Below are 20,255 nucleotides of genomic sequence, written 5' to 3'. Positions count from 1 at the left end.
CTCAGATCACGATCAGGTCGGCTTGCAATGCGCCGGCCTGTTTCAGTGCTTCAAGGATTGCCATCAAGTCACCTGGCGCCGCGCCGACCTGGTTCACCGCACGCACGATCTCGTCGAGGGTGGTTCCCGGGCCGAACTTGAACATCGGCTTGGCTTCCTGCTGGGCGTTGACCCGCGAACGCGGCACAACAGCGGTCTGACCATTGGACAGAGGGCCGGGCTGACTGACGATCGGGTCTTCGGTGATGGTCACGGTCAGGCTGCCGTGAGTCACGGCGGCCGGGGACACCTTGACGTTCTGGCCGATCACGATGGTGCCGGTGCGGGAGTTGATGATGACTTTCGCCACCGCCTGACCCGGATCGACTTCAAGGTTCTCGATGATCGACAGATAGTCGACGCGCTGGCCCGGATCCAGCGGCGCACTGACGCGAATCGAACCGCCGTCGATGGCCTGGGCAACGCCAGGGCCGAGCATGTCGTTGATCTTGTCGACGATGCGCTTGGCGGTGGTGAAGTCGGAACGGTTGAGGTTCAACGTCAGGCTGTTGCCCTGGTTGAAACCACTCGGCACCGAACGCTCGACCGACGCACCACCAGGGATGCGACCGGCCGACGGAACGTTGACGGTGATCTTCGAACCGTCACGACCTTCAGCATCAAAACCGCCGACGACCAGGTTGCCCTGGGCGACCGCGTAAACGTTGCCGTCGATACCCTTGAGCGGCGTCAGCAGCAAGGTGCCGCCACGCAGGCTCTTGGAGTTACCGATGGAGGACACGGTAATGTCCACCTGCTGACCCGGTTTGGCGAAGGCCGGCAAGTCGGCACTGATCGATACCGCCGCGACGTTCTTCAACTGCACGTTGCCCGAACCGGGCGGCACCTTGATGCCGAACTGCGAGAGCATGTTGTTGAAAGTTTGCAGGGTGAACGGCGTCTGCGTCGTCTGATCGCCGGTACCGTTGAGCCCGACCACCAGGCCGTAGCCGATCAATTGGTTGGAACGTACGCCGGAAATACTGGCGATATCCTTCAGCCGCTCGGCCTGAGCACCGAAGGCTGCGGACATCAGGAACGCAGCCACCATCAGGTGTTTGAAATTCAACGTGACCACCTAGAAAGGGAACAGCGGGCTGAGGAAGAAACGGTCGAACCAGCCTGGCTGACTCGCATCGGCAAACGAACCGGTGCCCGAATAGGTGATGCGTGCATCGGCGATGCGCGTTGACGAAACCGTGTTGTCGGTCGCGATGTCATCGGCCCGGACCAGGCCGGCGATCCGTACCAGTTCATCACCGGTATTGAGGGTCATCCACTTCTCGCCGCGCACGGCAATGATGCCGTTGGGCAAGACGTCGGCGACGGTCACGGTGATCGAACCGGTCAGGCTGTTGCCCTGCCCTGCCTTGCTGTCGCCCTTGGTCGCGCGGTCACCGCTGTAACTCGCATTCAGTGTCAGATCATTCTCATTGAATGGGTTGTTAGTGTTGGGCACCACACCGAACAACGACGTCAGGCCAATGCCGGCCTTGCTGTTCTTGGCCACTTGCGAGTTGGCGTTTTTACTGGCCTGGGTTTTTTCGTTCAGGGTGATGGTAATGATGTCACCGACCCGGAACGCCTTGCGGTCGCTGTACAGGTTCTGTTCGAAACCGGCCTGGTAGATCGAGCCGTTGTTCGCGGCAGCCGGCAATGGCGTACGCGGCAACACCGGGGCGTAGTAAGGGTCATTGGGCTTGGGCGTCGGACCGACGCAACCCGCCAGCGCGACGACGCCACTCAGTGCCAGGACAGATACAAAGCGATTCATGACCCTACCTCACGGTGTTGCAGGCGGCCTCATGACCGCCTCATAGACTTGATTACAGATTCTGCGTTACGAACGAGAGCATCTGGTCGGCGGTGGAGATCACCTTGGAGTTCATCTCGTAAGCGCGCTGAGTGGTGATCATGTTGACCATCTCTTCAACGGTGCTGACGTTGGAAGTTTCCAGGGTGTTCTGCAGCGTGGTACCGAAACCGGCCAGGCCTGGCGTGCCGACTTGCGGCGCGCCGCTGGCAGCGGTTTCCAGGAACAGGTTGTTACCCACCGCTTGCAGGCCGGCCGGGTTGATGAAGTCGGCGGTTTGCAGGTTGCCGATCACCTGGGATGCCGGGTTGCCGGCAATGGTGATGGACACGGTGCCGTCGCGACCGACCGTGAAAGTCTGCGCGTCGTTCGGAATGACAATGGCCGGCTCGAGGGCGAAGCCGTTGGCGTTCACGATCTGGCCGTTGGAGTCGAGGTGGAACGTACCGTCACGGGTGTAGGACGTGGTGCCGTCCGGTTGCAGGATCTGGAAGAAACCGCGACCGTCGATGGCCATGTCCAACGGCTGCTCGGTGGTTTGCAGGCTACCGGCGTTGAAGTTTTTCTGGGTGCCGACAATGCGCACACCGGTACCCAATTGCAGACCCGACGGCAGTTCGCTGTCCTGGGTCGACTGGGCGCCTGGCTGGCGTTTGATCTGGTACAGCAGGTCCTGGAACTCGGCGCGGTCACGTTTGAAACCCGTGGTCGACACGTTCGCCAGGTTGTTGGAAATGGTGGTCAGGTTGGTGTCCTGGGCGGACAGACCTGTTTTGGCAACCCATAGAGCCGGAAGCATTCGATTCTCCTCGTGCGCCTGTTTTACGGCGCGACGTTCTGATAATTAGCTGATCTGCAAGACCCGAGCCATGGCCTGGTCATCGTCTTTGGCGGTGTTCATCATCTTGATGTGCAGCTCGAACTGCTTGGCCAGCGCCAGTACCGAAGTCATCTCTTCCACGGCATTGACGTTGCTCGACTCCAGGAACCCGGACACCAGTTTGACGTTGGCATCGGCTTGCGCCGGCTTGCCATCCTTGGTGTGGATCGAACCGTCCAGGCCTTTGGTCATGTTCTTGAAATCCGGGTTGACCAGCTTGATGCGGTCGACTTCAGCCATCACTCGAGGGCCTTCGCCCATCGCACGAATGCTGACAGTGCCGTCTTCACCCACTTCGATTTGCTGCTCGGGCGGCACGGAAATCGGCCCGCCGTTGCCCATCACCGGCATGCCGTTGCCGGCCCGCAACACGCCCAAAGCGTCAACGTTCAGGCTGCCGGTGCGCACGTAGCTTTCACCGCCGTCGGGGTTCTGCACCGCGATCCAGCCGTTGCCCTGCACCGCGACGTCGAGGTCGCGACCGGTTTGTACCAGAGAGCCCGCGGAGAAGTCGGTGGCCGGACGTTCGGACATCGCAAACGCACGCGCCGGAAAGCTGTCACCGAACACCGGCATCGAACGCGCCTGCTCCAGGTCTTTCTGGAAGCCGTTGGTGGAGATGTTCGCCAGGTTGTTCGCATGAGCCTTCTGCGCCAGTGCATTCTGGCTGGCGCCGGTCATTGCCACATAAAGGTACTTGTCCACACTCTTTCCTCTGCATGCCGGACGTTTGCCGCCCACCGCTGTACTGCTGAGCGATAAGCAATTTGCAGACCAACTTTTTTCTGGCGGCGCGGGGCCCGGCAAACAAAGGACTTGGGGCGTTCAGGGGGAAATGGGGGAATGTGTCAAAGACGAAAAACCGGCGGTGTTATGCCGGTAAGTGGCAAGGCTTGACCTTGAGGCTGAACAGGATACCGCTATCGCGAGCAGGGCTCGCTCCTACATTTGGAATGCAATCCCCTGTAGGAGCGAGCCCTGCTCGCGATGAGGCCGGCACAAACACAGCAAATGTCAGCTAGGACTCAGTCTTGCCGACTTCATACTCACGCAACTTGTTGGCAATGGTCGTATGCGAAACCCCTAACCGCTTGCCCAACTGCCGACTGCTCGGATGTTCGGAATACAAACGCTCCAGCACCGCTTTCTCGAACCGCCCGACAATCTCATCCAGCCCGCCCTCAAGCGAGAAATCGCCAAGCGGCTGACGCACGCCATAATCCGGCAGTCGAATATGTTCAGCCTTGACCGTCCCGCCTTCGCACAACGAAACCGCCTGAAACAACACGTTTTCCAACTGCCGGACGTTGCCCGGCCAATGGTAGTGACTGAGCCGTTCCATGGCCGCCGGCGCCAGTTTCGGCAGCGGACAACCGATCTGCCGACTGGCCTGATCAAGGAAGTGCTCCACCAGCGGCGTCAAACCATCCAGGCATTCGCGCAGTGGCGGGATATGCAGCGAAAGCACGTTCAAACGGTGATACAAATCCTGGCGAAACTCGCCACGAGCGCACAATTCCGACAGGTCGACCTGCGTGGCACAGATCACTCGCACATCGAGGTAAACCTCTTCATCACTGCCTACACGACGGAAGCAACCGTCCTGCAGGAATCTGAGTAATTTCACCTGCAAGCGCGGGCTCATTTCACCCACGCCATCGAGAAACAGCGTACCGCCCGCCGTCAGTTCCAACAGCCCGAGCTTGCCCTCGGCACGGGCGCCTTCAAACGCGCCGGGGCCATAGCCAAACAATTCAGTCTCGGCCATGGACTCCGGCAGGCCGGCGCAATTGAGCGCCATCAACGGCGACTGCCCCCGGGGGCTCGCCAGGTGGCAGGCGCGTGCCAGCAATTCCTTGCCGGTGCCGGTTTCGCCTTCTATCAATAGCGGCGCATCCAGCGGTGCCATGCGCCGGGCTTCACGTACCACCGCCGCCATCACTTTCGAGCTTTGGAAGATGCTGTCAAACCCGCGCAACTCCTGTTTGCGCACGTTGTAAATGCGCTCCCCTACCCGGTCGGCACGGTGCAGCGTCAGCACCGCACCGGCCATGGCCTCGCTGTCGTCATGCTCCGATTGCAGCGGCGCGATGTCGGCCAGAAACACGTCACCCTTGACCTTGACCCGCAGCCCGTTGATCCGCGACTTGTTGGCGCGCACCAGTTCCGGCAAATCGAAATCCTCGGCGTAACGCGACAAGGGAATCCCCGGCACCTCATCGACACGCACGCCGAGCAACTGCGCCGCCGCGCGGTTAGCCGCGACAATCGAGCCGCCCATGTCGATCGACAACACCGGAAATTCCAGGGCCCCGAGCAAAGCATTAAGCTCCATGTGCCGACGCTCGCTCGGCATGAGGCCTACACGCTTGACGCCAAAGACCCCGGCAATCGACTCGAATTTCGGACGCAACGCCTGGAACTGAATATTGATCAGGTTCGGGCAATGCAGGTAGATCGCGTTGCCATGCTCGCCCCCCACTTCACCGCGAGCGACGTTGATCCCGTACTCGACCAGCAAATTGAGAATGTCGCGCAGGATGCCGATGCGGTTCTGGCAGTGGACTTTGATACGCATAAAAGGCCCGAAGGTAAATTAAGGCGATGGATCGCTCCCTGTAGGAGCTGGCTTGCTGCGGGCGGCGTTCCGACGATGGCGTCCTTGAGAACGCTATCGTCGGAACGCCGCCCGCAGCAAGCCGGCTCCTACATACAGCGGTTTACCAATCAATCGAGGCCCACAGGGGAAATATTTCTCTGGGCGCCCTCAGATAGTCGTCAAGATTATGTGACACCTGTGAGCCATTTCAAACCCGAAAAACTCATGCGCTGCGCCACAGCCGCCAATCCGTAACGAAAAGCTTACGAAAACCAACGAATTTTCCTACATGCAACGGCTTACACGTGCTGCAACATCGCAATTCCTGAGGTATTTCTAAGTCCATAGCAGGACATAACAAGAACGAAATCCCCTAGCAGGAGAGCAGCATGAAGCAGACGCAGTACGTGGCTCGCGAGCCCGATGCGCAAGGTTTTATCGACTACCCCGCGGAAGAACATGCGGTGTGGAACACGCTGATCACTCGCCAACTGAAAGTGATCGAAGGGCGTGCGTGCCAGGAATACCTGGACGGTATCGAAAAACTCGGTCTGCCCCACGACCGCATTCCGCAACTCGGCGAAATCAACAAAGTCCTCGGTGAAACCACCGGCTGGCAGGTTGCCCGAGTACCCGCGCTGATTCCTTTTCAGACCTTCTTTGAATTACTGGGCAACAAGCAGTTTCCGGTGGCGACGTTTATTCGTACCCGCGAAGAGTTGGATTACCTGCAAGAGCCGGACATTTTCCACGAGATCTTTGGTCACTGCCCGCTGCTAACCAACCCTTGGTTCGCCGAATTCACCCACACCTACGGCAAACTCGGCCTGAAGGCTTCCAAGGAAGAACGCGTGTACCTGGCGCGCTTGTACTGGATGACCATCGAGTTCGGCCTGGTCGATACACCCGAAGGCCAGCGCATTTACGGCGGCGGCATTCTTTCCTCGCCGAAAGAAACCGTTTACAGCCTGTCGAACGAACCTGAGCATCAGGCCTTCGACCCACTGGAATGCATGCGCACGCCTTACCGCATCGACATCCTGCAACCTTTGTATTTCGTCCTGCCGAACCTCAAGCGTCTGTTCGACCTCGCCCACGAAGACATCATGGGCATGGTCAAGCAAGGCATGCAGCTGGGCTTGCACGCACCGAAATTTCCGCCGAAAGCCGCGTGATCCGCAGCTTTTAGAATCAAGTGAGCCTGTCAGGAATCGACGCTTTGGTTTAGCGTGGTTGCACTGACGGCCGATTTCCAATCATTCGAATTCAGGAACACATCATGTCCACATTGAACCAAGCCCATTGCGAAGCCTGCCGCGCCGACGCCCCTCAGGTCAGCGACGAAGAGCTGCCGGTACTGATCAAGCAGATCCCTGACTGGAACATCGAAGTCCGCGACAGCGTCATGCAGCTGGAGAAGGTATTCCTGTTCAAGAACTTCAAGCACGCGCTGGCGTTCACCAACGCCGTCGGGGAAATCTCCGAGGCTGAAGGTCACCACCCGGGCCTGCTGACCGAATGGGGCAAAGTCACCGTGACCTGGTGGAGCCACTCCATCAAAGGCCTGCACCGCAACGATTTCATCATGGCCGCGCGCACTGACGAAGTGGCCAAGGACGCCGAGGGCCGCAAATAATGCATTTCGACGCCATAGGTCGAGTACCCGGCGACCCGATTCTCGGCCTGATGGAGGCCTATGCGCAGGACCCCAACCCGCGCAAATTCGACCTTGGCGTGGGCGTCTATAAAGACGCCTTTGGCCTGACGCCGATCCCCCAGGCCGTGAAGATTGCGGAGCAACGCCTGGTGGATCGCCAGACCACCAAGACCTACATCGGCGGTCACGGCGAACCGGCGTTCGGCAAAGCCATCAATGAGTTGGTGCTCGGTGCCAATTCTGCGCTGATCGCCGAACAACGCGCCGGCGCCACCCAGACGCCAGGCGGCACCGGTGCGTTGCGCTTGAGCGCAGACTTCATCGCCCAGTGCCTGCCGGGACGTGGCGTGTGGTTGAGCAACCCGACCTGGCCGATTCACGAAACCATTTTCGCCACGGCCGGGGTCAAGGTTAACCACTACCCTTATGTCGGCAGCGACAACCGCCTCGATGTTGAAGCGATGCTGGCAGCACTCAACGAAGCCCCTGAGGGCGATGTGGTTTTGCTGCACGCTTGCTGCCACAACCCGACCGGTTTCGATCTGTCCCATGACGACTGGCGCCGGGTACTGGAAGTGGTGCGCAGTCGCAATCTGGTGCCGCTGATCGACTTCGCCTACCAGGGTTTCGGCGACGGACTGGAGCAGGATGCGTGGTCGACCCGGTTGTTCGCTGCCGAACTGCCGGAAGTATTGATCACCAGCTCCTGCTCGAAGAACTTCGGCCTGTACCGCGACCGCACGGGGGCGTTGATTGTCTGCGCGAAGACGACTGACAAACTGGTGGATATCCGCAGCCAACTGGCCAATATCGCCCGCAACTTGTGGTCGACTCCACCGGATCACGGCGCCGCCGTCGTGGCAACGATCCTCGGCGATCCGGAGCTGAAAAGCCTCTGGGCCGACGAAGTGGAAGCCATGCGCTTGCGTATCGCCCAACTGCGCAGCGGTCTGGTCGAGGCGCTGGAGCCTCATGGTTTGCGCGAGCGCTTTGCGCACATTGGTGTGCAACGCGGGATGTTTTCCTACACCGGATTGACGCCTGACCAGGTTAAACAGTTGCGTGATCATCACAGCGTTTACATGGTTGGTACCGGCCGGGCAAACGTGGCGGGGATTGATGCGACGCGTCTTGATCTGCTGGCCGAAGCCATTGCAAAGGTCTGCAAATAACCTCAAGCACCTATATCCCCTGTGGGAGCGAGCCTGCTCGCGATAGCGGTGTATCAGTCGACATAGATGTTGGCTGACACTCCGCTATCGCGAGCAGGCTCGCTCCCACACTTGCTTTTCACCACCCATACAAACCTGTCTAGACAAGCCCATCCGTCGTAACAAATGGATATAAAAGTCTGATTGTCATTTCTCCTGCTGTATCCTGCCCAGGCTTTGTAAAAGCGCGGATCTACCAGATCTATCAACAGACTTTGCGAGGAGCGCGAAACATGCACGAGATCCCTAATCTCCCCTTCCCAAGCCTGCACGAAACTGAGCAGACACCCACGCAGCAAGCCGGCGCCCAACAGCCCGAGCCGAAAGAAGCCACTGAACGCCGCCAGGCCGACAGCGAAGACTGAAACACCCGCAATGCCAGACCGTGTGGAAAGCGCTAACATGCGCTTTCCACACCGCCTGAAACCGAGCCACTTATCCATGACCGATGACTTTAGCGAGACCCAGGCCAGCGTTCTGATCGGCACCGCCGAGAAGATGATCGAGATCTGGAATCGCCTCTCCCCCGAGAAACAAGCGGCATTGCTCGCCCGTTTCGGCAGCGAAGAAAATGCCCTGGCCGCCCTGGTCACGACACAACTGGTCGCCCCCGCCAAACCCTGATTCGCCCCCCACCCGGCAAATAGTTTTACTTTTCCACGCCCGCGGCCTCTCACGCCGCTATCATAAGCAGCCTATCTATCCTGCTTTCCCGTGGACCTTTACCCATGTCTGAAAACCAGCGCCCCCTGGCGGTCACGCTGCAAGTCGTTTCCATCGTCCTGTTCACTTTTATCGGCTATCTCAACATCGGCATTCCCCTGGCCGTATTGCCCGGCTACGTCCACAGCGATCTGGGTTTCGGTGCCGTAGTCGCCGGCCTGGTGATCAGCGTGCAATACCTGGCCACCCTGCTCAGCCGTCCATACGCCGGGAAAATCATTGATAACAAGGGCAGCAAACTGGCGGTCATGTATGGCCTCGCCGGTTGCGGTCTGAGCGGCGTATTCATGCTGATTTCGGCCTGGACCCAAAGCCTGCCGATGCTGAGCCTGATCAGCCTGTTGATCGGCCGCCTGGTGCTTGGCAGCGCGGAAAGCCTGGTGGGCTCGGGCTCGATCGGCTGGGGCATCGGCCGGGTAGGCGCGGCGAACACCGCCAAAGTGATCTCGTGGAACGGCATCGCCAGTTATGGCGCACTGGCTGTCGGCGCACCGCTTGGCGTGATGTTGGTCAGTCAGTTGGGCTTGTGGAGCATGGGCGTGAGCATCGTGTTGCTGGCCGTGCTGGGCCTGGCGCTGGCCTGGCCGAAAACCGCCGCGCCCATCGTGGCCGGGGAACGATTGCCGTTCATGCATGTGCTCGGTCGAGTGCTGCCGCACGGTTGCGGCCTGGCGCTGGGTTCTATCGGCTTCGGCACCATCGCCACCTTCATCACCCTGTATTACGCCACGCAACACTGGGACAACGCAGTGTTGTGCCTGAGCCTGTTTGGCGCGAGCTTCATCGGCGCGCGGCTGTTGTTCGGCAACCTGATCAACCGCCTCGGTGGTTTTCGCGTGGCGATTGCCTGCCTGTCGGTGGAAACCCTGGGGCTGTTGCTGCTGTGGCTGGCACCGGATGCTCATTGGGCCTTGGCCGGCGCGGCGCTGAGCGGTTTCGGTTTTTCCCTGGTGTTCCCGGCGCTGGGCGTGGAAGCGGTCAATCTGGTGCCAGCGTCCAGCCGTGGCGCTGCGGTTGGCGCGTATTCGCTGTTCATCGATTTGTCGCTGGGGATTACCGGACCATTGGCGGGCGCGATTGCCGCCGGATTTGGTTTTGCTTCAATCTTCCTGTTCGCCGCCCTCGCCGCTTTGAGCGGTTTGGCACTGAGCGTTTACCTGTACAGGCAAGCGCCCAAGTATCGTGAAGAACGAGACGCCCGCTAGAAATCGACCTTGCCGCGCCCGGCCTTGATGCTGCCGCGCTTGGTCTTGGATTCGAGCCGACGCTTCTTCGAGCCGAGGGTCGGCTTGGTCGGACGGCGTTTCTTTTCGACCTTGGTGGCGCTGAGGATCAACTCGGTCAGCCGCTCCAGCGCATCGGCGCGATTGGCCTCCTGCGTGCGGTATTGCTGGGCCTTGATGATCAACACGCCGTCGCTGGTGATGCGGCTGTCACGCAGCGCCAGCAGCCGCTCCTTGTAGAACTCGGGCAAGGACGAGGCCGGAATGTCGAAGCGCAGGTGCACGGCACTGGAGACCTTGTTGACGTTCTGCCCACCGGCGCCCTGGGCGCGGATGGCCGTCAATTCGATCTCGGCATCCGGCAGATGCACATTGTTGGAAATCACCAGCATGGAAAAGCGTCCGTATTCAGAGTGCGCAGGATACCTTGATTAGCACCGTCCCTGTGGGAGCCAGCCTGCTGGCGATGAGGCCGTGTCAGTCGACATCATCATTGCCTGACCTGCCGCTATCGCGAGCAGGCTCGCTCCCACAGGGGTTTTGTGTGTACACCAGATACAAAAAACCCGGCACATGGCCGGGTTTGTTGTGTCTGCGCGCTGCGTTATTTCACTGCAGCCTGCAACGTTTGTTGAGCACTGCGCTTGTTCTTGATGCCGTAGCAAACCCACATGAACACGACCCACACCGGAATCGCATACACCGAAACCTGAATGCCCGGGATCAACAGCATCACGCCAAGGATGAACACCACGAACGCCAGGCAGATGTAGTTTCCGTACGGATACCACAGGGCCTTGAACAGCGGCGTCTGCTTGGTCTTGTTCATGTGCTGGCGGAACTTGAAGTGCGAATAGCTGATCATCGCCCAGTTGATCACCAACGTGGCCACCACGAGCGACATCAACAGTTCCAGTGCGTTTTGCGGGATCAGGTAGTTCAACAGCACCGCGATCAGCGTCACCGCCGCCGAAGCAAGGATCGAACGCACCGGCACGCCACGCTTGTCGATCTTCGCCAGGGCTTTCGGCGCATCGCCCTGCTCGGCCATGCCCAGCAGCATGCGGCTGTTGCAGTAGGTGCCGCTGTTGTACACCGACAACGCCGCGGTCAGCACCACGAAATTGAGGATGTGCGCGGCGGTGTTGCTGCCGAGCATCGAGAACACTTGCACGAACGGGCTGCCGCTGTAGGAATCGCCGGAGGCGTTCAGGGTCGCCAGCAGGCTGTCCCATGGCGTCAGCGACAGCAGGATGACCAGTGCGCCGATGTAGAAAATCAGGATCCGGTAGATCACCTGGTTGATCGCTTTCGGGATCACGGTTTTCGGTTTGTCCGCTTCTGCTGCGGTGAAGCCGAGCATTTCCAGGCCGCCGAAACTGAACATGATGATCGCCATGGCCATCACCAGACCACTGACGCCATTCGGGAAGAAACCACCGTGTGACCACAGGTTGGTCACCGACGCTTCCGGGCCGCCGTGCCCGCTGACCAGCAAGTAGCTGCCCAGGGCAATCATGCCGACAATCGCTACAACCTTGATGATCGCGAACCAGAACTCCGCCTCGCCGAAGACTTTGACGTTGGCCAGGTTAATGAGGTTGATCAGCACGAAGAACCCGGCTGCCGAGACCCAGGTCGGGATGTCCGGCGCCCAGTAGTGGATGTATTTGCCGACAGCGGTCAGCTCCGACATGCCCACCAGAATGTACAGGATCCAGCAGTTCCAGCCCGACAGGAAACCGGCGAAACCGCCCCAGTATTTGTGCGCGAAGTGGCTGAAGGAACCAGCCACCGGCTCTTCGACGATCATTTCGCCGAGCTGGCGCATGATCATGAAGGCAATGAAGCCGCAGATGGCGTAGCCGAGGATCATCGACGGGCCAGCGGATTTCAGTACACCGGCCGAGCCGAGGAACAGGCCGGTACCAATCGCGCCACCGAGGGCGATCAGTTGAATATGACGATTCTTCAGGCCGCGTTTCAGCTCGCCTGAATGCGAGTTTTGTCCACTCATGAAAAGGGTCTCACGCAAGGTTTGATGATGTTCAATAGACGTTGCTGCTCGGTTGCGACTTTAAGCAGCGCCGATCAAACCCCAGCGCAGGCACCAGGAGTTCAGCGTATTTACAACGGTCATGCGTCACCTGTTTGTTTTTATCTGTGACGAAATCGAACCCGACACGCTCGTGACGCGGCGGAGTGAACAAGGCGGATAGCCTTGAGGTTTGCGCAGGTGCGCAGGAGGTCACAGGTAAAACGCGGCGCATTGTACACCGCTAACCCCCTGCTGCCAGACACCGCTGGATCAGCGCGTCGGTTGCCGGGATTGCCTGTGTCCGCCCCGAGGGTTTCGGGCGGCTGCAAAAAGAGAGTCAGACCTTTGCGGGTCGTCGGCGTGAGCGATAGGAAAACCGCCCCACGGGGAGAGATGGAGATGAGTCACGGCGTACATTGCGCCTCCTTTTTGTTATGCACCTGCACGACAGGCATGGGGCGCATGACACCCTTCTGGAGCCGCTGAAACAAGCGGGCCAGAGGGTGGGAAAGCGTTCGGGTGTGTTGTGGGCGTAAGTATTTTCTTACAGTGCTCAGGTGGCGGCGATTTCACTTGGCCAATCAGCGGGCTTCGTCAATTTTTCGTTACACGCCGTAACGCCGACACTCCAACATGGATAGTGCAGCGCTGCGACTGGCCCCTTCGCGAGCAGGCTCGCTCCCACATTTGATCACATGTTTCGGAAAGTACTCGCCCCCCTGTGGGAGCGAGCCTGCTCGCGATGAAGTCCTCAACAACAATGCAGATCCGAAACCAGGGCAAAAAAAAACGCCAACCCAAAGGTTGGCGTTTTTCATCTGCCGCTCAGCCCTTACTCAGGCTTGCGACGACCGAAGCCCGGACGCTGGCCCGAACCAGCTGGCGCGCCGCGGCGCTTGCCCGATGGTTTGTCACCCTCGACCAGCTTGATGCCCGGACGTTTTGGCGCTGGCTTGGCCGGGCGCTTGGTGTCCGATGGACGATCCGCCACTGGCGTACCGCGACCTGACTCTCCACGACCCGCGGGAGCACCGCGGCCTTCGCCACGTTCAGTGCGACCGTTGGCCGGACGCGGCGTGCGTGGACCACGCTCGCCGTCGGCGCGTGGCGCTGCTGGCTTGCGGGCTGGCCGCTCGCCTTCGATATGCGGTTCACGGGTATCACGCGGTGTAGCGGCGGACTGGTTACCGATAGCAGGACGCAACGAACGCACGCGCTCGGTCTTGCCCATCGGACGCGACGATTTACGCTGCATCCGGTCGAGCTTGTCTTTGCTCTTGGCGTTCATCTGCGGCATGGCCACAGGCGTCAGACCCACTTCCGCACTCAGAATGTCGACTTCGTACTGGCTCATTTCGCGCCAGCGACCCATCGGCAGGTCGGAGTTGAGGAACACCGGACCGAAACGCACGCGCTTCAGACGGCTGACCACCAGGCCCTGGGATTCCCACAGACGACGAACTTCGCGGTTGCGACCTTCCATCACCACGCAGTGGTACCAGTGGTTGAAACCTTCGCCACCTGGCGCTTGCTTGATGTCGGTGAACTTGGCCGGGCCGTCTTCAAGGACGACGCCTGCCTTCAGACGCTCGATCATCTCATCATCGACTTCGCCACGCACACGTACCGCGTATTCACGGTCCATTTCGTAGGAAGGGTGCATCAGGCGGTTGGCCAGTTCACCGTCGGTGGTGAACATCAGCAGACCGGTGGTGTTGATGTCCAGACGACCGATGTTGATCCAGCGACCTTCTTTGGGCCGTGGCATCTTGTCGAAAACGGTTGGGCGGCCTTCCGGGTCAAGGCGGGTGCAGATTTCACCGTCGGGCTTGTTGTACATGATCACGCGGCGTACCGACTCGGCGGCTTCTTCGCGCTTGATCACCTTGCCATCAATGGTGATGGCGTCGTGCATGTCGACGCGCTGCCCGAGGGTGGCGTCTTTGCCGTTGACCTTGATGCGGCCGTGGCTGATCCAGGCTTCTACGTCACGGCGCGAGCCGACGCCGATACGGGCGAGGACTTTCTGCAGTTTCTCGCCTGCTGGGCCGATTTCCTGGTCGTCTTTCTGGTCGTTGATACTCATCTGGGCACCTCCCGGTGTGGTCTGTTCAGGCTTTGCCTGAAGAGTTGAAAGCTTGTACTTGGGCGAAGGGATCGCCGAAGGGTCGCGAATCATACGCTCATGTCGGCGTTTGCGCATCAGAGACTAGCTGATGAATGGCCAGTTACCTGGATTTCCGCCGACCGGTGGTATCGAGTTTGATCAGACGCAGCGCCGCTTCGGTGAGGACTGGGCAGACGCTGATGCAGGGGGGCTTTGGTTGAACACCAACCCTGTAGGAGCCGGCTTGCTGGCGATAGCGGTGGGTCAGCCAGTACATTTATTGACTGACCCACCGCTATCGCCAACAAGCCGGCTCCTACAGGGATCTCATCGTCTACGAGATTTGGGTCAGTCTTCAAACTCGCGGCGTTCGGCTTCGATGGCTTCGGCGAGGGCCCGGGCTTCGGCTTCTTCATCGGACAACTCGGGCTCGGGCTCGGGCTCGGGTTTCGGCTGTTCGAGCGCGGCGACGGCGGCCAGGAGCTTTTCGCGCGCCTCGGCCACACCGAGCACATCATCTTCCCGTTCTTCTTCGACGGTGGCTTCTGGTTCGACTTGAAGTTCAGCCTCAATGACCGCTTCCGGCTGCGCCAAAACCTCTTCGGTCACGCTCATCTCGCCATCACGCAAAATGTCATCGAAGTCGGTCTTGAGCCCCTCCTCCATGGTGTCCAGCTCCAGCAACAACGTATGGAAACTGGTTTCTTCCTTCGGCTCTTCCGGCTCGGCGCTGGCGTCCGCCAGCTCCTGCAAACCGGCTGGCACGGGCGCATCGTCGAAGTCGAGCACCGGGTCAGGCTCCAGCTCGCGCAGTTCTGCGAGCGGCGGCAGATCGTCAAGATTCTTCAGGTTGAAATGATCGAGAAACGCCTTCGTCGTCGCAAACATCGCCGGTTTTCCGGGCACGTCGCGATAACCGACGATGCGAATCCACTCCCGTTCCAGCAACGTCTTGACGATGTGACTGTTGACCGCCACGCCCCGCACGTCTTCGATCTCGCCCCGGGTGATCGGCTGGCGATAGGCAATCAGGGCCATTGTTTCGAGCATGGCGCGGGAATACCGCTGCGGGCGCTCTTCCCACAAACGCCCGACCCATGGCGAGAATTTTTCGCGGATCTGCAGGCGATAGCCGGAGGCGACTTCCTTCAGCTCGAACGCACGGCCGTCGCAGGACTTGGCCAGAATCGCCAGGGCTTTCTTGAAGACCGGCGGTTCCGGCCGCTCGCCCTCCTCAAAGAGTTCGAACAGGCGTTCAAGCGATTGCGGTTTTCCCGAGGCCAACAGAAAGGCTTCAAGCAATGGCGCCAGCTCGCGGGGTTCAGTCAGGTTCATGATTCAACTCGTTATTCGGCTCGGGCTCGCACGTGGATCGCCGCGAACGGCTCATTCTGCACCAGCTCGACCAAGGATTCCTTGACCAGTTCGAGGATCGCCATAAAGGTCACCACCACCCCCAGACGTCCTTCTTCAGCGGTGAACAGCTCGACAAAGGGCACGAAACCGCCACCCTTGAGCCGCTCCAACACGTCGCTCATGCGTTCGCGCGTGGACAGCGCCTCGCGGCTGACCTGGTGACTTTCGAACATGTCGCCACGGCGCAGCACCTCGGCCATGGACATCAACAACTCTGACAGACTCACATCCGGCAACAGCTTGCGCGCCCGTGCTTCCGGGGCATCCAGCTTGGGCACCACCACATCACGACCGACGCGACTCAGGCCATCGATGCCTTCGGCGGCTGCCTTGAAGCGTTCGTATTCCTGCAAGCGACGGATCAGTTCGGCGCGCGGGTCGTCTTCTTCGTCTTCGATGGTTTCGGCGCGCGGCAACAGCATCCGCGATTTGATTTCGGCCAGCATCGCGGCCATCACCAGGTACTCGGCGGCCAGTTCCAGGCGTACCGACTGCATCAACTCGACATAGCCCATGTACTGACGGGTGATTTCCGCCACCGGGATGTCGAGGATGTTGATGTTCTGTTTGCGGATCAGGTACAGCAGCAGGTCGAGGGGGCCTTCGAAGGCTTCGAGAAAAACCTCGAGCGCATCCGGCGGAATGTACAGGTCCAGCGGCATTTCCAGCACCGCCTGGCCATAGACCATGGCGAACGGCAGTTCTTGCTGGGCGCCGGCCTGACTGTCGATAACGGGTTCTACTGCAGACATTTACGCCTCGGCCATGAACGGCGTCGGGTCGCCGCAACCGACGCGGATCACTTCCGGCTCGCCATCGGCGAGGTTGATCACCGTGGATGCCTTGATGCCGCCGAAACCGCCGTCGATGATCAGGTCCACTTGATGCTCGAGCAATTGGCGCATTTCGTAAGGATCGCTCAGCGGGTCGGTGTCGCCCGGCATGATCAGCGTCACGCTCATCAGCGGCTCACCGAGTTCTTCCAGCAGCGCCAGGGCAATCGGATGGCTTGGCACACGCAAGCCGATGGTGCGTTTTTTCGGGTGCAACAACAGCCGCGGGACTTCACGGGTGGCGTTGAGAATGAAGGTGTAAGGCCCCGGCAAGTGCGCCTTGAGCACGCGGAAGGTCCCGGTGTCGATCTTGGCGAACAGCCCGAGTTGCGACAGGTCGCTGCAAATCAGCGCAAAGTTGTGTTTCTCGTCCAGTTGACGCAACCGGCGCACGCGCTCCACGGCATTCTTGTCGCCGATCTGGCAACCAATGGCGTAGGAAGAGTCTGTGGGATAAATCACCACCCCGCCGCTGCGGATGATCTCGACAGCCTGTTTGATCAGGCGCGCTTGCGGGTTTTCCGGATGTATCTGGAAAAATTGACTCACATTCTCTACCTGTTCAGACGGCGGCAATAATTGGGTCATGTTTGAATCGACACCACAGTGGTGGCAGATCCTCCGGGAGCGGGCGGTATTCACCGATCTCGGACCAGCCTCCAGGGCCATGAAAATCACTGCCAGCGCTGACCAGCAGACCGAACTCGCGGGCGAGAATCGCCAGGCTGCCCACTTGCTCGGCGGGCTGATGGCCATTGACCACTTCGATAGCGTGGCCCCCAGCTTGAATATAGTCAGAAATCAGGCGGCGACGCTTGCTGCGAGTGAAATCGTAGTGCCAGGGATGCGCCAGGCTTACCCAGGCTTTTGCGGCGCGCAGGGTTTCGACGGTCTCTTCCAGGGTCGGCCAGTGTTGCTTGACGTCCCCCAGCTTGCCGGCGCCCAGCCATTTGCGGAACGCTTCGGCGCGATCCTTGACGTAACCTTCGCGCACCATCCAGTCAGCGAAGTGCGGGCGGGCCGGCGCGTTGCCGCTGTCGCCCAGTTCCCGTTGAATCGCCCGGGCGCCCTCCAGCGCACCCGGCATGCCCTTCAACGCCAGTTTGCGGCTTATTTCTTCGGAACGTAGCCAACGGCCATCGTGCAACTTGGCGATGGCATCGACCAACGGCGCGGCATTGACATCAAATCCGTAGCCCAGCACATGAATGGTTGCGCCGCCCCAGGTGCAGGACAACTCGACGCCGTTGACCAGTTGCATCCCCAGCGCCGTTGCGGCGCTACGGGCCTCATCGAGGCCTTCAAGGGTGTCGTGATCGGTCAAGGCCAGGACTCGCACGCCTTTCTCGAACGCACGCGCAACCAGAACCGCAGGCGCCAGGGCGCCATCGGAGGCCGTGCTATGGCAGTGCAAATCAACATTCACAGGGATGTGTAACCTCAAATCAGCCGGCGCTATCGCGCGCCCATATGTTTGTTATTATGCCGCCACATCCTGCTTCTGGCTGCCACTGTGAAACAATTCATCGATTTCATCCCGCTCCTGCTGTTTTTCATCGTATTCAAAATCGATCCACGGGTCGTCGACATCGCCGGTCATCCAGTGACTGTAGGCGGTATTTACAGCGCCACGGCAATGCTGATCATCAGCTCCCTGGTGGTGTACGGCACGCTCTTCATCAAGCAGCGCAAGCTGGAAAAAAGCCAATGGCTGACGCTCATCGCGTGCCTGGTCTTCGGTAGCCTGACACTGGCGTTCCACAGCGAGACCTTCCTGAAATGGAAAGCCCCGGTGGTCAACTGGCTGTTTGCCCTGGCGTTCATCGGCAGCCACTTCATCGGTGACCAGCTGCTGATCAAGCGCATCATGGGCCACGCACTGACCCTGCCGGACCAGGTCTGGACTCGCCTGAACATCGCCTGGATCGCATTTTTCCTGTTCTGCGGTGCCGCCAACCTGTTTGTCGCGTTCACGTTTCAGGAATACTGGGTCGACTTCAAAGTCTTCGGCAGCCTGGGCATGACGCTGTTGTTCCTGGTCGCTCAGGGTATTTACCTGTCCCGCCACCTGCACGACGCCGATACCACTACGCCAAAAACCGAGGACTGACATGCTTTACGCAATCATTGCCACAGACGTCGCCAACTCCCTGGAAGCCCGCCTGGCCGCACGGCCTGCACACCTTGAGCGTCTGCAAGTGCTCAAAGGTGAAGGTCGTATCGTATTGGCCGGCCCACACCCGGCAGTCGACAGCAATGACCCGGGCGCTGCGGGTTTCACCGGCAGCCTGATCGTCGCCGAATTCGATTCCCTGAGCGCCGCCCAGGCCTGGGCTGATGCCGATCCGTACATCGCCGCAGGCGTCTACGCCAACGTTTCGGTCAAGCCGTTCAAGCAAGTCCTGCCGTAAATCTCTCCCTCGCGATGAACCTTGTCGGTTCATCGCGCTCTCAATCGCTCATTATTCTCGTTTGCCTGCCGACAACCTGCCCAATAATCGATTGGATTCAGGAGCTCCGATGCGCAAAGGTCCGTTGTGTCTGATGTTGGTCACGTTGTCGATCGTGGCGCCCGCCCACGGTGAAGAAAGTGCCGCCGGTGGTAGTTCGACGCCTCTGTCCTTGAGCGCCGGGAGCCAGATCAGCGAGTTGCAGCAACGCTTGAAGGTGAGCGAACAGCAACGAGAAGAACTGAGCAAACAACTGCAAAGTGCAGATGCCGAACGCGAAAGCCCTCAGCTGAGCCGGTTGCGCCAGGAGAATCAGCGTCTGAAGCTGCAACTCAAGGAAGCCCAGGCCAGCAGTCCGCTGCCGCGCTTTTTGACAGACCAGCAGCAATGGTTTGTGATCGGCGCAGGAGTTGCGCTATTAGCCCTGCTCTGCGGTATCTTCGCCAGTGGTGCAAGTCGAAAACGTCGACAATGGCTAAATTGAGTGAGTCATGAGCGAGCTGTTATTAATTGATGACGATCAGGAGCTGTGTGAGCTGCTGGTCAGTTGGCTGAGCCAGGAAGGCTTTCATGTCCGGGCTTGCCACGACGGTCAGAGTGCTCGTCGCGCGCTGGCTGAAACGTCCCCGGCGGCGGTGGTGCTGGATGTGATGCTGCCGGACGGCAGCGGCCTGGAACTGCTCAAGCAATTGCGCAGCGACCATCCGGAATTGCCAGTGCTCATGCTCTCGGCCCGCGGCGAGCCTCTGGACCGCATCCTGGGCCTGGAACTCGGCGCCGATGATTACCTGGCCAAACCGTGCGACCCACGGGAACTGACCGCCCGCCTGCGCGCCGTCTTGCGCCGCAGTCATCCGGCGGCGGTGTCCAGCCAGCTTGAACTGGGCGACTTGTGTTTCAGCCCGGTGCGCGGCGTGGTCAGCATCGATGAACAGGAATTCACCCTCACTGTCTCCGAAAGCCGCTTGCTCGAAGCCTTGCTCAAGCAGCCGGGCGAGCCGCTGGACAAACAGGAACTGGCGCAGATCGCCCTCGGTCGCAAGCTCACCCTGTACGACCGCAGCCTGGACATGCACGTCAGCAACCTGCGCAAAAAGATCGGTCCCCACCCCGACGGCCGCCCGCGCATCGTCGCCCTGCGCAGCCGTGGCTATTACTACAGCCTCTGATTCCCCGCGATGACCGCGTCGTCTGCATCGCCAGCAAGCTGGCTCCTACAGGTTCGGTGAATACAAACCTCTGTAGGAGCTGGCTTGCCGGCGATGG

At 59.9% G+C, this 20,255-nt stretch carries 22 protein-coding genes; 10 read left to right on the top strand and 12 right to left on the bottom strand.

What is annotated here, in order from left to right; translation table 11 throughout:
- Position 1 precedes the first annotated feature (1 nt).
- From IB254_RS22900 to IB254_RS22880, 5 genes are all read right to left on the bottom strand, one after another.
- Positions 2–1,090, bottom strand: coding sequence for a flagellar basal body P-ring protein FlgI (locus IB254_RS22900; RefSeq protein WP_032832736.1), 1,089 nt, complete (start codon positions 1,088–1,090; stop codon positions 2–4).
- 27 nt (positions 1,091–1,117) lie between these two features.
- Complete coding sequence (gene flgH / locus IB254_RS22895) at positions 1,118–1,813, bottom strand: flagellar basal body L-ring protein FlgH (RefSeq protein WP_008042681.1); 696 nt, start codon at positions 1,811–1,813, stop codon at positions 1,118–1,120.
- A 52-nt stretch (positions 1,814–1,865) separates the two neighbouring features.
- Positions 1,866–2,651: a flagellar basal-body rod protein FlgG gene (flgG, locus tag IB254_RS22890; protein ID WP_008042682.1), complete on the bottom strand. Its 786-nt coding sequence runs from the start codon at positions 2,649–2,651 to the stop codon at positions 1,866–1,868.
- A 45-nt stretch (positions 2,652–2,696) separates the two neighbouring features.
- Positions 2,697–3,437, bottom strand: a complete 741-nt coding sequence (locus IB254_RS22885) for a flagellar basal body rod protein FlgF (protein ID WP_008030482.1) — start codon at positions 3,435–3,437, stop codon at positions 2,697–2,699.
- Positions 3,438–3,750: 313 nt separating this feature from the next.
- Positions 3,751–5,310: a sigma-54-dependent transcriptional regulator gene (locus IB254_RS22880; RefSeq protein ID WP_111451850.1), complete on the bottom strand. Its 1,560-nt coding sequence runs from the start codon at positions 5,308–5,310 to the stop codon at positions 3,751–3,753.
- A 410-nt stretch (positions 5,311–5,720) separates the two neighbouring features.
- On the opposite strand from IB254_RS22880, the gene phhA reads away from it, so the two are divergent.
- The 6 genes from phhA (at position 5,721) to IB254_RS22855 (ending at position 10,127) form a co-directional block, all read left to right on the top strand.
- Entirely contained in the window at positions 5,721–6,506 is a 786-nt protein-coding gene (phhA, locus tag IB254_RS22875; protein WP_192419578.1) for a phenylalanine 4-monooxygenase, read from the top strand.
- 104 nt (positions 6,507–6,610) lie between these two features.
- Entirely contained in the window at positions 6,611–6,967 is a 357-nt protein-coding gene (locus tag IB254_RS22870) for a 4a-hydroxytetrahydrobiopterin dehydratase (protein WP_008030478.1), read from the top strand.
- Complete coding sequence (locus tag IB254_RS22865) at positions 6,967–8,160, top strand: amino acid aminotransferase (protein ID WP_192419577.1); 1,194 nt, start codon at positions 6,967–6,969, stop codon at positions 8,158–8,160. Before IB254_RS22870 ends, IB254_RS22865 begins: the two co-directional genes overlap by 1 nt.
- Before the next feature lie 272 nt (positions 8,161–8,432).
- Positions 8,433–8,564, top strand: coding sequence for a hypothetical protein (locus IB254_RS29700; protein WP_008030474.1), 132 nt, complete (start codon positions 8,433–8,435; stop codon positions 8,562–8,564).
- A gap of 76 nt (positions 8,565–8,640) precedes the next feature.
- A complete protein-coding gene (locus IB254_RS22860; protein ID WP_008030471.1) occupies positions 8,641–8,823 on the top strand; it encodes a hypothetical protein in 183 nt (60 codons plus the stop codon).
- A gap of 104 nt (positions 8,824–8,927) precedes the next feature.
- Entirely contained in the window at positions 8,928–10,127 is a 1,200-nt protein-coding gene (locus IB254_RS22855; RefSeq protein ID WP_192419576.1) for an MFS transporter, read from the top strand.
- Here IB254_RS22855 and arfB read toward each other — a convergent pair.
- The 7 genes from arfB to IB254_RS22820 all read right to left on the bottom strand — a co-directional run bounded on the left by arfB (position 10,124) and on the right by IB254_RS22820 (position 17,965).
- A complete protein-coding gene (gene arfB / locus IB254_RS22850; protein WP_003222786.1) occupies positions 10,124–10,537 on the bottom strand; it encodes an alternative ribosome rescue aminoacyl-tRNA hydrolase ArfB in 414 nt (137 codons plus the stop codon). The genes IB254_RS22855 and arfB overlap by 4 nt on opposite strands.
- 212 nt (positions 10,538–10,749) lie before the next feature.
- Positions 10,750–12,162: an amino acid permease gene (locus IB254_RS22845; protein WP_192419575.1), complete on the bottom strand. Its 1,413-nt coding sequence runs from the start codon at positions 12,160–12,162 to the stop codon at positions 10,750–10,752.
- Positions 12,163–13,015: 853 nt separating this feature from the next.
- Positions 13,016–14,269, bottom strand: coding sequence for a 23S rRNA pseudouridine(2605) synthase RluB (gene rluB / locus IB254_RS22840; RefSeq protein WP_008030465.1), 1,254 nt, complete (start codon positions 14,267–14,269; stop codon positions 13,016–13,018).
- A 369-nt stretch (positions 14,270–14,638) separates the two neighbouring features.
- Positions 14,639–15,625 carry an SMC-Scp complex subunit ScpB gene (scpB, locus tag IB254_RS22835; RefSeq protein WP_192419573.1) on the bottom strand — a complete coding sequence of 329 codons (987 nt, stop codon included), beginning with the start codon at positions 15,623–15,625 and terminating at the stop codon, positions 14,639–14,641.
- 11 nt (positions 15,626–15,636) lie between these two features.
- Positions 15,637–16,395, bottom strand: a complete 759-nt coding sequence (locus tag IB254_RS22830; protein ID WP_404943248.1) for a segregation and condensation protein A — start codon at positions 16,393–16,395, stop codon at positions 15,637–15,639.
- Between the two features lie 63 nt (positions 16,396–16,458).
- A complete protein-coding gene (locus IB254_RS22825) occupies positions 16,459–17,088 on the bottom strand; it encodes an L-threonylcarbamoyladenylate synthase (protein WP_192419571.1) in 630 nt (209 codons plus the stop codon).
- A 13-nt stretch (positions 17,089–17,101) separates the two neighbouring features.
- A complete protein-coding gene (locus IB254_RS22820) occupies positions 17,102–17,965 on the bottom strand; it encodes a PHP domain-containing protein (protein WP_192419569.1) in 864 nt (287 codons plus the stop codon).
- An 87-nt stretch (positions 17,966–18,052) separates the two neighbouring features.
- On the opposite strand from IB254_RS22820, the gene IB254_RS22815 reads away from it, so the two are divergent.
- The 4 genes from IB254_RS22815 (at position 18,053) to IB254_RS22800 (ending at position 20,158) form a co-directional block, all read left to right on the top strand.
- Positions 18,053–18,649: a septation protein A gene (locus tag IB254_RS22815; RefSeq protein WP_008042693.1), complete on the top strand. Its 597-nt coding sequence runs from the start codon at positions 18,053–18,055 to the stop codon at positions 18,647–18,649.
- A gap of 1 nt (position 18,650) precedes the next feature.
- Positions 18,651–18,950 carry a YciI family protein gene (locus tag IB254_RS22810; protein ID WP_008156126.1) on the top strand — a complete coding sequence of 100 codons (300 nt, stop codon included), beginning with the start codon at positions 18,651–18,653 and terminating at the stop codon, positions 18,948–18,950.
- 109 nt (positions 18,951–19,059) lie between these two features.
- Positions 19,060–19,473 carry a hypothetical protein gene (locus IB254_RS22805; protein WP_008042694.1) on the top strand — a complete coding sequence of 138 codons (414 nt, stop codon included), beginning with the start codon at positions 19,060–19,062 and terminating at the stop codon, positions 19,471–19,473.
- Between the two features lie 7 nt (positions 19,474–19,480).
- Positions 19,481–20,158: a response regulator transcription factor gene (locus IB254_RS22800; RefSeq protein WP_008030451.1), complete on the top strand. Its 678-nt coding sequence runs from the start codon at positions 19,481–19,483 to the stop codon at positions 20,156–20,158.
- Positions 20,159–20,255: the final 97 nt, after the last annotated feature.

It is taken from the genome of Pseudomonas sp. PDM03, assembly GCF_014852385.1.
Taxonomy (GTDB): Bacteria; Pseudomonadota; Gammaproteobacteria; order Pseudomonadales; family Pseudomonadaceae; genus Aquipseudomonas; species Aquipseudomonas migulae.
Note: the sequence above shows the minus strand (reverse complement) of the source record. Positions and strands in the feature narration are given on the sequence as shown.

What these genes read in the sequence shown, in the direction of transcription:
- IB254_RS22880 (WP_111451850.1), bottom strand. Translation starts at nt 5,310, where the DNA reads ATGCGTATCAAAGTCCACTGCCAGAACCGCATCGGCATCCTGCGCGAC.
- IB254_RS22900 (WP_032832736.1), bottom strand. Translation starts at nt 1,090, where the DNA reads ATGGTGGCTGCGTTCCTGATGTCCGCAGCCTTCGGTGCTCAGGCCGAG.
- IB254_RS29700 (WP_008030474.1), top strand. Translation starts at nt 8,433, where the DNA reads ATGCACGAGATCCCTAATCTCCCCTTCCCAAGCCTGCACGAAACTGAG.
- arfB (WP_003222786.1), bottom strand. Translation starts at nt 10,537, where the DNA reads ATGCTGGTGATTTCCAACAATGTGCATCTGCCGGATGCCGAGATCGAA.
- IB254_RS22865 (WP_192419577.1), top strand. Translation starts at nt 6,967, where the DNA reads ATGCATTTCGACGCCATAGGTCGAGTACCCGGCGACCCGATTCTCGGC.
- IB254_RS22805 (WP_008042694.1), top strand. Translation starts at nt 19,060, where the DNA reads ATGCGCAAAGGTCCGTTGTGTCTGATGTTGGTCACGTTGTCGATCGTG.
- rluB (WP_008030465.1), bottom strand. Translation starts at nt 14,269, where the DNA reads ATGAGTATCAACGACCAGAAAGACGACCAGGAAATCGGCCCAGCAGGC.
- IB254_RS22870 (WP_008030478.1), top strand. Translation starts at nt 6,611, where the DNA reads ATGTCCACATTGAACCAAGCCCATTGCGAAGCCTGCCGCGCCGACGCC.
- IB254_RS22845 (WP_192419575.1), bottom strand. Translation starts at nt 12,162, where the DNA reads ATGAGTGGACAAAACTCGCATTCAGGCGAGCTGAAACGCGGCCTGAAG.
- IB254_RS22810 (WP_008156126.1), top strand. Translation starts at nt 18,651, where the DNA reads ATGCTTTACGCAATCATTGCCACAGACGTCGCCAACTCCCTGGAAGCC.
- IB254_RS22860 (WP_008030471.1), top strand. Translation starts at nt 8,641, where the DNA reads ATGACCGATGACTTTAGCGAGACCCAGGCCAGCGTTCTGATCGGCACC.
- scpB (WP_192419573.1), bottom strand. Translation starts at nt 15,625, where the DNA reads ATGAACCTGACTGAACCCCGCGAGCTGGCGCCATTGCTTGAAGCCTTT.
- IB254_RS22800 (WP_008030451.1), top strand. Translation starts at nt 19,481, where the DNA reads ATGAGCGAGCTGTTATTAATTGATGACGATCAGGAGCTGTGTGAGCTG.
- IB254_RS22855 (WP_192419576.1), top strand. Translation starts at nt 8,928, where the DNA reads ATGTCTGAAAACCAGCGCCCCCTGGCGGTCACGCTGCAAGTCGTTTCC.
- flgH (WP_008042681.1), bottom strand. Translation starts at nt 1,813, where the DNA reads ATGAATCGCTTTGTATCTGTCCTGGCACTGAGTGGCGTCGTCGCGCTG.
- phhA (WP_192419578.1), top strand. Translation starts at nt 5,721, where the DNA reads ATGAAGCAGACGCAGTACGTGGCTCGCGAGCCCGATGCGCAAGGTTTT.
- IB254_RS22830 (WP_404943248.1), bottom strand. Translation starts at nt 16,395, where the DNA reads ATGGTCTATGGCCAGGCGGTGCTGGAAATGCCGCTGGACCTGTACATT.
- flgG (WP_008042682.1), bottom strand. Translation starts at nt 2,651, where the DNA reads ATGCTTCCGGCTCTATGGGTTGCCAAAACAGGTCTGTCCGCCCAGGAC.